Source organism: Nitrosomonas eutropha, from assembly GCF_003201195.1.
Lineage (GTDB): Bacteria > Pseudomonadota > Gammaproteobacteria > Burkholderiales > Nitrosomonadaceae > Nitrosomonas > Nitrosomonas eutropha.
Genome location: NZ_QICQ01000046.1, coordinates 1 through 11,415, shown reverse-complemented (window position 1 = coordinate 11,415; position 11,415 = coordinate 1). Strand labels below are relative to the sequence as shown.

Here is an 11,415-nt window from a genome sequence, read left to right as displayed (position 1 = left end):
TGTAATAGCTTGCGTTTGAAACTGGCCATGCTCGCAATCGACGTGTTTTTCTGCTCACAATAACTGCAACTGAAAAGCTGTTCATGCTCACGCTATCTGTAAATGAGCTCGCATTTATCAGCTTCGGCTTGCATTCCATCGTGACGTGCTCACGCTAAGTGAAAATGAACTTTGCGTTGATTGTGAGTTGCTGAAAATAATTATTCACTCATTTATATCAAAAACTTACATCAACACACGATAATTTCTTTTATCGGCATCAGATGATTTGAGGACGCGGTACTCCATCCCGCTGGCCACTGCGATCTGCTGGGCAAAGTCCTTCTTGGCCTGCACCACGGCATCTTCGATCTGATTGTCGGCTTTCACCTCGACGATCACGTACTTCAGGCTGCCATCCATCTCTTCGCGCTGGAAGATAAAATCAGGGTAGTAGCTGCGCACGGTGCGTGAATCCGGGTCGATGTACTGGATGAAGAAATCGGACTGGCCGTGAGTCAGCATTCCAGTGAAGTAGATCTTTTTCACACGCTGCTCGCGCAACAGATCCCAGAACAGCCAGTTCTCCGAGCCGGAGTCGAAGCAGTAGGTGTCGAGGTGGAAGCTCTTGGCGCGCTCGTCATCCTTGATCTGCGCGTCGTGCATCCGGACGATCTTATCCTTCGCCGCTGATACCTCGTAGTAGCCGTTCGTGGGCAGCTTGATCAGATCGACCTCGTGCTCCTCGGTTTGCTGCGACTCGTCGAGGTCGTAGAGCTGGTGGAACAGGCGAGGAATGATTTCGTCGTACAGCAGTTCGTTGAACTCGTTAGTGATAGCCACCAGCTCATCGGAGCCTTCTTTCGTCGCGGCCAGCAGTTCCTCGATCTCCAGCGGGTTTCGGTTCAGATAGCGGGACACCTCGGCCACCAGCGTCATCGGCGAGAAGGTGCGCTTCTCGCGGCGAGCGGTCAGGTCGAAGGTGCGACTACCGGAAGCGCGCGCAGCGTCAGCGGGCGTCAAACCGTCCTGCCGCGTTTCGATCAGGCGGTACTTCTCTACCAGCTCGCCCCACTTCTGCGCATCTGCCCGCTCAGGCATCAACGCTTGCCCGATCACCAACTGCTTATCGCGCATCTGGTACTGCTTGCGTACGCGCACCAGCTTGATCTTGATCGGTGGCTCAACCACACGAATCTCAACTCGTTCTTTGTCCTTGCCGGTCTTTTGCAGCTCGTCGGTGCTGATGCGGAAGTTCTGCTGCAGTTCGTCGTTCAGCGTGCTGAGGTTGCCTTCGGAGAGGAAGACGTGGCCGGTATGCTGGGCTTGCCCAATGCTGCGTAGACAGCGCATCGTGGCCTGCAGGACAAACACTTTGGACTTGGGTTCGCGGAATAGGCCCACGCCAAACAATGAGCGGCAGTTCCAACCTTCGCGGCCCTTGTTGACCAGCAAGATGAACTGCTTCTCCGAGCCTTCGGTGTCGAGCCGATTGAACTCGCGAATGTCGTCGTTGGTGGTGATCTTGCTGTCGCCCACGTTGACCAGGATGCGTGAGGTGGGGATGCCGTGCTTGAGCAGCGCACGCTCTACGGCAGGCTTCAGCTCTTCGGTCAGCTCTTCCACGGTGGCCGCGAAAAACGCCAGCTTGGGCAGCATTCCTTCCGGGCGCAGGTTGCCCGATCCATTCAGGAAGCTCTCGATGGCGATGTCGATAAACTCGTCTGTGCGGGTGTTAGCGTAGCCATGCAGCGTCACATTCTTGAGAAAACCCTTGTCGATGGCTTCCTTCAGGCCATAAGCGTAGACCACCTCCGGCAACACCTCGCGCCCCACGTAGGGCGTGCCGGTGTAGTTGTAGCAAGCTACCACGCGCGTGCCCGCCGCGTTCAGACTGGCGGCGAGGATGTCGATGGTGGTGCGCAGACTGGTGTCGGTTGCCTTGGCCCCCACGCCCATGTCCTTGGCCAGCGCCTTGCCGAAGGCGTGGTGTGCCTCATCCACGTAGATGCCCAACTGCTTCAAACGGCGCAGCCTCTCGAACCGCTGGTTGGTCGTGAGTTCGCCTTCCTCTTCCGGCTGATCGAAGTTGTAGAGGTCGGCGGCGTCGGCATAGACGCCGGTGACGGCGAGGGTTTCGCCGGTCGCGCCGAACAGCTTGTCAACGGAGGTTTTCTCCTTGTGCTGGCGCTTGAGAATAATCTTCTGCGTGTTGGAGACAATGATGTTGAAGCGCGAGCGATCCAGGGTGTCAAGCGATGTGCCTGCCTCTTCGAGGTAGTGGAAGTGCAGATGCGTGGTCAGGAAGTTGACGTACTCCGGCGGCACCACGCGCGTCAGGTCGAAGGCCTCGATCTCCTTGAGCGACTGCAGCACCGTCTTGTCCGGCGCGAACACCAGGGCGTTGTGGCAGTAGCGCGCGTCCTTCGGAAATTTGTTGGCCAGCAGGAATTCGTAGAAGACGCAGGTCGCCATCAGGATGGTTTTGCCGGTACCCATCGTCAGCGCGAAGATGTAGTTCGGGTAGGTGCGGGAGTTCTTGCGCATCTTCTCGAACAGCACTTTGTAGGAGTTCAGGTCCAGCTCATCGCTTTCGTCGAACTTGATCATCTCCTGCACGGTGTTGTCGAGGAAGAAGCTAAACTTGCGGCCCTCGAACTTTCCACTGCGCTCGTACCACGCTTTAAAGATCTCTTCGACCTTGGCGTTGCCCAGAAACTCCTTGAGAAAGACGTAGGTTTCCAGCGCCTCGAACTGCGGTTGGCGCAGGAACGCTTTTGGATTCTTCTCGGGGTTGTTGAAGTCGAGGAACTTGCGGGTCAGTTCCTTTTGGTTCTGCCTGATCGCTCCCCGGTTGTCTTGGTAGAACCGCCACAGAAAGCGGAAGAAGGCGAAGTCGAGCGACGCGCTGACCGCCTTGGGCGTGCGCTTATTCGCCATAGCTCACGCTCCCTTCCCACGATTCCGAGAGCAGGTCGGTGATCTTGACGTAGATGGTGCCCGCATCCTGCGGCACGGTGTACGCGCCCTTCACCAGATCGTTCTTGCTGGGGATATCCAACACTGCGGGTTGCAGCACCGCGCCGTCGTAGTTCCAGTCGATCAGCACCGACTCGACCAACTCCTTCCAGTCCTCGACAGACTCCTTCTGCAGCGATAGTTTCTGCAGCAGGTTCATCGGGTAGAACTTCTCGATGACCAGCTCTCCCTTCTTGATGGACACCTTGGCCTGCGAGTCGCGTTTGAACTCCAGATCGGCCTTGTCGCGCAGGATGTCCACCACCTCCACGTCGATCTTGAAGGGCTTGGCCGCATATTCCAGTTCCGCCCGCAAAGTTGGCTCATGCCCCATGCAGACGAGAGTGATCTTCTCGACCGGTCGGTTTGGGCTTTCGTTCTGCTTGCGCTCCCACGCCTTGTAGTCGAACCCCGCGATCAACTCGTTCAGGTCGGCGCGCGTTGCGATGCGATTGACGGGCATGATCTTGACCATGCGCCCGTCCTTCTCGCCGTCAAACACGGTGCTGAACTCCAGCTTCTGGATTTCCAGTGCTTCGATCAGGAGTTCCTTGGCCTGAACAGGGTTTCGAAAGATGTCGTAGTTGTTGACGTTGTGAATCTCGAACCCCCAGAAAGCCCTTTCTTCCTCATTAAGAGGTTGCTGAAGAATCTCCACGGCAGAGTTGATGAGTCTCTTGGTTGATGACTGCACTGCCCCCAAATTGATGTCGGCAACAATAAATTTCCGACCGAGCTTCTGTGCAGCTACCGCAGTAGTGCCAGAGCCAACGAAAGTGTCCAGGACAACGCCGCCCGCTGGGCATCCGGCGGTAATTATTCTTTCCAATAGCTGCTCTGGCTTTCGGGTTGGATAGTCAGAGCCGCCCTTCATCCGACCGCAATCTGTCCAGATTGATTGTAGCAATCGGCCATTACTCTTCTCAAGGAAAAATACTTTGCAGCGGGTAGATCCTTTTCTTGGATCGCGCAGGTACAACTCCCCCCGCTCCAAGGCTTGATCCATTTCCTTTGGGGAAGCGTATGCCCAAACACGATTCGGCGACGGTTTGACACCGCGCCATTCGAACTGTCGCTTGGAGTCCTTTCCCTTATACGTTGTATTTTCTACTTTGAAGCGCCTGCCGAGATTTTCCGTTTCTTCTGAGTAATCAACAACTGATCCATCATCCAGAAGCACCAAACTATACTCACTGAGAGCGGAGTCAGAGAGATCGCCTGCGGCTGCCTGCCAATCATAGAAAACTTTTTCTTTGTTCTTGGCTACCCAGAATATGGTGTCGTGAATGATCCCAAGCCGACTCTTTGCATCATTATGAGGATCGGTTCTCTGCCAAGCGACCTCATTCAGAAAATTTGAAGAACCGAAAATCTCTTCAAGCAAGCAGCGAATATGATGACTGCGATGCCAATCACACTGAACCCAAATGCTTCCCTCTTCGGTAAGCAATTCTCGAAGCAAAACTAGTCGCTCATACATGAATTGCAAATATTCATCATTAGTCCACAGGTCGCCGTACTGCTTGTCCTCGAATGCGGCCATGTCGCCCGCAACCGTTATCCCCTTCAGATGAATTTTCTTCCGATAGTCAGCCTTGGAATCAAAAGGCGGATCAATGTAAACCATGTCGATCTTCCCTCTGAACTGCTTCAGCAAGTGACTCATCACCTGCAGGTTGTCCCCCCAGAAAATCTTGTTGCGCCAGCCATCTACTTCCTCGCCGTGGACTTCCTTCAACTGCGCCGGGTAATACTGCGTCGAGGTGAACGGGCGTTTGCCACGCCAGTTCAGCATCGGGTAGCCCTTGATCGGCTCAAACTTGTATTTCTCCACGTTGGTGGCGCCGCCTGCGGGCGTGGCCAGTTGCAGGCTTTCCTGCGCGGGGGTGTTATTGTTCATCAGTTGCTCTTCCTGAATTTCCAATTCTTGTTGTCGCAGTAGGCGCGCATGTCGCAGCTCAGGCATAGCTTTGCCGGGCGTGTCGCGATGCCATAGTCCTGCCGCTCTATGCGCGCCACGATGTCGTCGAAGCGCGCGATTGTCTTGCCGATGGCTCGGTCGTCCTTGCTGAACGACACGTAGGGGGTGCCGCCGTCCTCGCCGGTGTAGTACAGGTGCATCCGACTGACCTTCTGGCCGGTGCGTTTTTCCACCAGATGGGCGTACACCTCCAACTGGCTCTGATACTGGCGCAGACGATCCCGATCCCTCTCCATGTCGGGCTTCTTCTCCGACTTGAAGTCGATGATCTCGACCGTGTCGTGTTCGCCGCGAATCAGGTCAACGCTGCCCTTGAGGATGTACTGATCCTTGACCAGCGAAATTTCCACCTCGGCTTCTTTGATGCGATTCCAGTTGCCGTTCTCGCGCTCGAAGTAGCGCAGCACATGCAACAACGCCGCCTGCTGCGAGCTGGGAGCAAGGTAAACGCGTTCCTTCTTTGAGAGCATCGCGTAGTTGGCTGAGAACCAGCCTTTGATGCCGTCGAGGGTGATGCTGCCTTCCTCGCCGCGCAGCACCGTCTTGTGAATATCCTCGATGGTCTGGTGAACCAGCGTACCGAACAGCATCGGGCTCTCGCGGATGGGCGCGAATTCGAGTTCCTTGAAGAAGCGGTACTGCTCGGCGCAGTTTTCGAACACGGCGATGTGCGAGGTGAACGAGTATTCGCGCTTGAGATTGATCTGCTTGACCGCCTCGTAGGTCAGGGCTGATAGATCAACATCACGCCAGCTCGGCAGTTCGTAGAACAGGCGCTCGAAATATTTGGACGGCGACTTGCCACGCCCCTGCTTCTCCTGCGCCGCGAGCACTAACAAGTTCTGCGCACGCGAAAAGGCCGTGTAGAACAGTCGCCAGAAGTCGAAGTTCTTGATGTGGTCGAGCGGCTCGAAGCGTTCCTTGGAGAGGTAGCCGCCATCCTCCAGCAGCACGTCGAGCGCGCTGTACTGCTTGCGCGGCACTGCCTCCAGTGAGCCGCACACCACCACTGGAAACTCCAACCCCTTCGACTGGTGGATGGTCAGGAACGATATGCAGCCCTTGGGCGCGTACTCGGCTTCGTCCTCGTACTCACCGATGCCGCCGTCCTGAAGGAAGCGCAGGAACTGGTTGAACAAGTCGCGGATGTTCTTCTCCAGGAACGAAGGGTTCAACACGCTGACGAAATGCAGGTACTCGAACTTGGTCAGCAGCTTGGAAAAGGTGCCGAGATTGCGCGCCGCGCGCCCCTTGTCCACGCCTTGCGCAGCTTCTTCGGTGAGAAAATGCGAGAACAGCGGGAACTGGAATAGTTGGTAGAACAGGCCGGAGAAGGCGTAGTCGGTGTTCTGCGCGAGCACGGCGTGGCGCTTGGCCAGCGGACGCGCCCAATCCAGCAAGGGCTTGTTTTCCGGCTTGCGCAGCTCGTCGGTGAAGGGCTTGAAGCACTGGTGATCGTAGTAGTCCCAGATGGGCAGCGTGACGCCTTCGGCCCACGCCCGCACCTTGGGGAATTGAGGGAACAGGAAGATGAGCGCGCCGATCATCAGGCGGATCTCCTCGCGCTCGAAGAACATGTTCGAACGGGGCGAGAACACGGGCACTCCCTGCGCTTCGAGGAAGCGCGCCAACGCCACCACCTTGTCGTTCTTGACCGAGCGGAACAGGAAGGCGACCTGATTCCAGTCTGCCAGCTTGCCGGACGCCTTCAGGCCGTTGAGAAAGGCCAGCACCTCTGCGTGCCAGTTGGTGGTTTCTCCGTTGTCATTGCTGGCGGCCAGCCGCACCGCCGTGGGCATCTCGGGAAAGTCGTCCTCGCACGGCACGATCTGCTTGGCGAAACGGAAGACGCGCGTGCCGTCGTCCCATACCTGCTCCTTCATCCACTCGTTGTAGAAGCGGATGATGTCCGGGTGCGAGCGGTAGTTGACGGTGAGCTTGACCTGCTTGCACTGGTCGTCGGTAAACAGCGACGGAAATTCCAAGATGTTACGAATGGTCGCCCCTCGAAAGCGGTACAGGCCTTGGTCGTCGTCGCCCACCACGCACAGATTCTTGTTCTCGCCCGCCAGCAGCAGGAGGATGCGCTCCTGGATGGTGTTGGTATCCTGGTACTCGTCCACCATCAGGTGGGTGAGCCTTTCGCGCAGCTGCGCCAGCACCTCGGGGCGCTTCTCCAGCAGCCGCAGCGCCTCGTACTGGATGCCGGAGAAGTCCAGTGAGTTGTGCTCGTGCAGAAGTTCCTGGTACTTGGCAAAGCAAGTGGCCAGGGCGCATATTTCCAGCTCTGGGGCCGCTGTCAGCGTGGTGGCGTCGAGCGCCTCTTCTCTGACCTTGTTGACCCACTTGAGCAGGTTTTCCGACTGCATCCAGCGGCCCGTCTGGTCGTCGCCCATAACGAGCTGGGCGTCGGGCAGTTCGCGGAAATCCTTGATGTGCTGGTACAGAAAGTACTGTTGGTCGAACTGGTCGAACAGCGTGAAGCTGCGCTTGAGCCAGGTGAACTCGCGGAAATCCTCCAGCAGCCGCAGGCAGATGGAGTGAAAGGTGCCGAGGTACATCTCGTTCAGGTTGAACTTGATGCCCAGATTGGTCAGTCGGTTGGAAATGCGCGTAGTCAGCTCGCGCGCGGCCTTGTCGGTAAAGGTGACGACAAACAGCGACTCCGGCGCGACGCCTTCCTGCGTGATGAGATAGGCGATGCGCTCGACCAGCGTGAAGGTCTTGCCGGAGCCGGGGCCCGCGATGATGAGCACCGGGCCGTCAGTGGCGAGGATGGCTTCGAGCTGCTGCGGGTTGGCCTTGGATTGAAACAATGGAACGAAAGTAGTCATTCCATGTGCGCGTCACTATCAAACTGACTCTTCAATTGCACTGTTTTCCCTGATACGCCTACCTGTAATGGCTTGCGTTTGAAACTGGCCATACTCACATTAACCGCAAATAACAGCTTTCATATCGGCAATCCCGCTGCCAATATACAGTCGCGCAACTCCGCTGTGCGGGCTGGATCAAGCTGATTTCTAAATAGCGCCCTGATTTCTGCCGGCTTGGCATCGAACTGCTCAACCATATCCTTAAGACGATAGCCATGGCGCATCAGTGTAGGCTCCAAGTCATCGAGCTGTCGCGATAGCACGGATTCCATCAGTGCTGCCGTGACCGGCTGTTCTCCGATCTGATAACCAGCCTCCAACGCCAGTGTCAGGTGCAATTGGATTTGCAGCGGAGTCCGTAGTTTGGTGGCCAGCAAGTCAATCGCTTCTGCCGTCAAAATAGCCTCTGAATCAGTTTTGGTGATGCTGGTACCGAGCAACCACTGTATATATTCACGCTGACTGCCGGCGATGCCGTCCAAGGTGAAGATATCAGTACGATAGCCGATTTCCTCCATGGTCGGCCGGCGCAGGTCATTGCGCAACTTCGGATGGCCGGCAAGGATCACAGACAGTCTGCCGCCACTATCTTCCACCACTTCCATCAAGCGCTTGAGGCCAGTAAGTGTGTTTCCGTTCAGGTCGTGCGCTTCATCGACGAATAGTGCCACCGGGCGCTTGCCCTTCTTCACCAGCTCCTGCAATTCGCGCTCGCGGCGCTCGCCTTGTTTGGGTATCTGCACCAGTTTGTCTTGCGCCAGATCGTAAAAAAGTGCGGTGATCAGCGTAGCCAGCTTGATGCTGTGCTTCTCGACCGACAGGGATTTAGCAACGGTGATTCGGTTCTCTTCCTTGAGGATTTGCTGCAAGCGCCGCAAAGTGACGGTCTTGCCGCTACCGACGACACCACATACCGCAATCAACCGACCTTCCTGAATAGCGCCCTTGATATCCTTGATAAGCTGTTTATGATGCTCAGTTTCATAGTAACCACCTTGATCTAACGGCTGGGTCAGCCCGTAATATTGCATTACTTCAACCCGCATGATCCCCTCCTGATTTTTTGTTTCGGAAATATTCTCTAATCCGTGAGAGGACCACTCTATGCATCAGCGTCTCGGCGAGCACATGGTCAATGAAAAAGCGATCTTCGGCTGGCAGCTTTGCCAGCGGGGTCGCTAACTCATTGGCGATAGACAGTTTTGCTGCAATGGCGGTAGAAAATCGGTATTCGTGTGCGGTGGCATCAAATGGTTGGTGAGGCACCGGCGTTTCAACCGTCGGTGGCGTGAGTTGCACATCGTTTCCGGCCAAAGCACTTATTGGCAATCCGATCTGGTCGGCAAGTGCTCGGATACGATCGGCGCGTTCATCGGCCTTGCCACGCTTGAATGCACGGTACCGATGCAGCGGGATCGGGCCGGATACAGGGTGATAAGGGCCAAATTTCTCGCCGTCGAACTCGACATACATTTCATCGTCGAACAAGCCCCACAGCAAAATAACGGTTTCACCCGCCATGTTTGGTTCCAGTTCGTAGGCAGTGCCACCAATAGTGATGCGCGCATCAACGCCGACCTTACGGCACTCCGGTTCACGCGCAAAGCGGCAGAACTGCTCCCAGGTGCACATGTCGCGCAAGCCATCCGGCGGCAGGTTGGACAACCAATCTTCCAGGCGGGAATGTTTCTCGGAACGATGGTTTTGATTGTTGTAGCGCAGCAGGTAGCGCATCAGCCACTCATTGGCCTGCTTCTCTGTTTCCGGTTTGTGGAAGTGGTAGAGTGTTTCGTGCGCCTCCTTTACCGTGCGAAATGGGCGCTCGACCTTACCCTTCGAACGCGCTGTCGTGCGTGTCCCATCTTTGCCGGCCGGAGTGTGCGTTTGCCATTCAATGTCAAGCGCCTGCATGACATTCTGGAACACCCGGCTTTTGGCCACCGGCCCATTATCCAGATAGATCATCTTTGGCCGCCCCTGAAATTGGAAGGTGGTATCAGCTTTGGCGGCCATGGCGTTGAACAGAAAGCGTAGTGCGGACTCGGCATCCTCGCCGTACACGCAACGGTATTCCTGAAAGCTAACACCGCTACGGTCATCCACCACACTGAACAACATCAAGGTCGGCTGACCCTTGGCGGGGTCGATCCAATCCGGTTTGTCGATGTGCTTGAGATCGGACGGTGACATATCGAATTGCCAGCAGTCGTTGCTATGCTCTGCCTGGAAGCGCACGGCAGTCGGCTCGCGTAACAAGTGTGGTCGATCGAGCCGCAACACGGACAAATAGCGATTGATGGTCGGGCGACGTAACAGCCCCTTGGGTACTTTAACCAGACCTTGCGCAGTTTCCACGCCGCAGTCTTCCATGAGTTCGATCGCCCGCCCAGTGGAAAGGTGCCGCCCTTGCTTGTTGGTGGTGCGCAGCTTCAGTGCCGCGATTAGTTCGCAGTAGCGTTCCAATTCGGGTTGCGGCAATAAACGGGGCTTGCCATGGTCGGCACGATGCGCGGCGCGGGGCTTCTGAAAGACGTGCAGCGCCCGATAGACGGTTGTTGCAGAGATGCCGTACAACCCGGCGACTGCTGCAATCTGAGTGGCACGTTCCGGGCTTTTGCGCGGCAAGCGATCAAGCCGCTGCCGCAATTGCAGCAGTGAATCGACTGGGATCGTTTTACGCCGACCGTCCATCGTTGGCCAGAGCGCGATAAACCGAGGCACGGCCGATGCCAAGCCGTCGTGCAATCTCCGTCGCGCCCAGCCTCTCCTCGGAGCGAAGGCGTTGAACTTCGGCGGGGTCAATCGATGGCTTGCGCCCACGGTAGACACCGCGCGCTTTGGCGGCAGCAATACCTTCAAGCTGACGCTCACGCCGGAGGTTGGTTTCAAATTCCGCGAACACGCCCAGCATATCCAGGAAAGCTTTCCCTGCCGCGCTGCGTGTGTCAATAGGTTGTTCTGTCGCTTTGAGCGTGACACCTTGCTTCTTCAGCGTATATACGATGTCCTGAAGATCTTTGATACTGCGCGCAAGGCGGTCGATCCGTGTGACGACAAGCGTATCTCCGCGCCGCAGGAAATCCAACAAAACCTGAAGCTCGGTCCGGTCGGTCCGACTTGTTCCGCTCGCTTTCTCTGCTCGGATTACCTCACAGCCAGCAGCGCGTAGTGCTTGCTCCTGCAGCGTAAAGTCTTGATCGTTGGTAGAGACACGAGCATATCCGTAGAGCGCCATAGAGGAGAATTTGTCTCGTTAGCCTTTAGAGCCTTAAACAATAGCATGCCGGAAACAGCAAAACAACCCTATTGAGACACGAAAAACGTCTCATCACGGCGTCCCATTCGGGTATACCCAAACAAGACGCCCAATACGATCGTAGAGACAAAGTTCATTTTCACTTAACGTGAGCACGTCACGATGAAATGCAAGCCGAAGCTGATAAATGCGAGCTCATTTGCAGATAGCGTGAGCATGAACAGCTTTTCATTTGCAGTTATTGTGAGCCAGAAAATGCGTCAAATGCGAGCAGAGCCAGTTTCAAACGCGAGCTATTACACCTA

At 56.1% G+C, this 11,415-nt stretch carries 6 protein-coding genes; all 6 read right to left on the bottom strand.

Features of this window, described 5'->3' with window-relative positions; all coding sequences use genetic code 11:
- Positions 1–225 precede the first annotated feature (225 nt).
- On the bottom strand, positions 226–2,919 hold the full coding sequence (locus C8R14_RS12220) for a TnsA endonuclease N-terminal domain-containing protein (RefSeq protein WP_011630631.1): 2,694 nt from the start codon (positions 2,917–2,919) through the stop codon (positions 226–228).
- Entirely contained in the window at positions 2,909–4,897 is a 1,989-nt protein-coding gene (locus C8R14_RS12215) for a site-specific DNA-methyltransferase (protein ID WP_011630630.1), read from the bottom strand. The genes C8R14_RS12220 and C8R14_RS12215 overlap by 11 nt, the downstream gene beginning before the upstream one ends.
- Complete coding sequence (locus C8R14_RS12210; RefSeq protein ID WP_011630629.1) at positions 4,897–7,812, bottom strand: ATP-dependent helicase; 2,916 nt, start codon at positions 7,810–7,812, stop codon at positions 4,897–4,899. The genes C8R14_RS12215 and C8R14_RS12210 overlap by 1 nt, the downstream gene beginning before the upstream one ends.
- 119 nt (positions 7,813–7,931) lie before the next feature.
- A complete protein-coding gene (locus tag C8R14_RS12205; RefSeq protein WP_011630628.1) occupies positions 7,932–8,900 on the bottom strand; it encodes an ExeA family protein in 969 nt (322 codons plus the stop codon).
- Complete coding sequence (locus C8R14_RS12200) at positions 8,890–10,524, bottom strand: IS481 family transposase (protein ID WP_219997564.1); 1,635 nt, start codon at positions 10,522–10,524, stop codon at positions 8,890–8,892. The genes C8R14_RS12205 and C8R14_RS12200 overlap by 11 nt, the downstream gene beginning before the upstream one ends.
- 4 nt (positions 10,525–10,528) lie before the next feature.
- Positions 10,529–11,089: a recombinase family protein gene (locus C8R14_RS12195; RefSeq protein ID WP_011630626.1), complete on the bottom strand. Its 561-nt coding sequence runs from the start codon at positions 11,087–11,089 to the stop codon at positions 10,529–10,531.
- Positions 11,090–11,415: the final 326 nt, after the last annotated feature.

Bases quoted from the DNA above. Each gene is read 5' to 3' on its own strand.
- C8R14_RS12210 (WP_011630629.1), bottom strand. From the start codon at position 7,812: ATGACTACTTTCGTTCCATTGTTTCAATCCAAGGCCAACCCGCAGCAG.
- C8R14_RS12205 (WP_011630628.1), bottom strand. From the start codon at position 8,900: ATGCGGGTTGAAGTAATGCAATATTACGGGCTGACCCAGCCGTTAGAT.
- C8R14_RS12215 (WP_011630630.1), bottom strand. From the start codon at position 4,897: ATGAACAATAACACCCCCGCGCAGGAAAGCCTGCAACTGGCCACGCCC.
- C8R14_RS12195 (WP_011630626.1), bottom strand. From the start codon at position 11,089: ATGGCGCTCTACGGATATGCTCGTGTCTCTACCAACGATCAAGACTTT.
- C8R14_RS12220 (WP_011630631.1), bottom strand. From the start codon at position 2,919: ATGGCGAATAAGCGCACGCCCAAGGCGGTCAGCGCGTCGCTCGACTTC.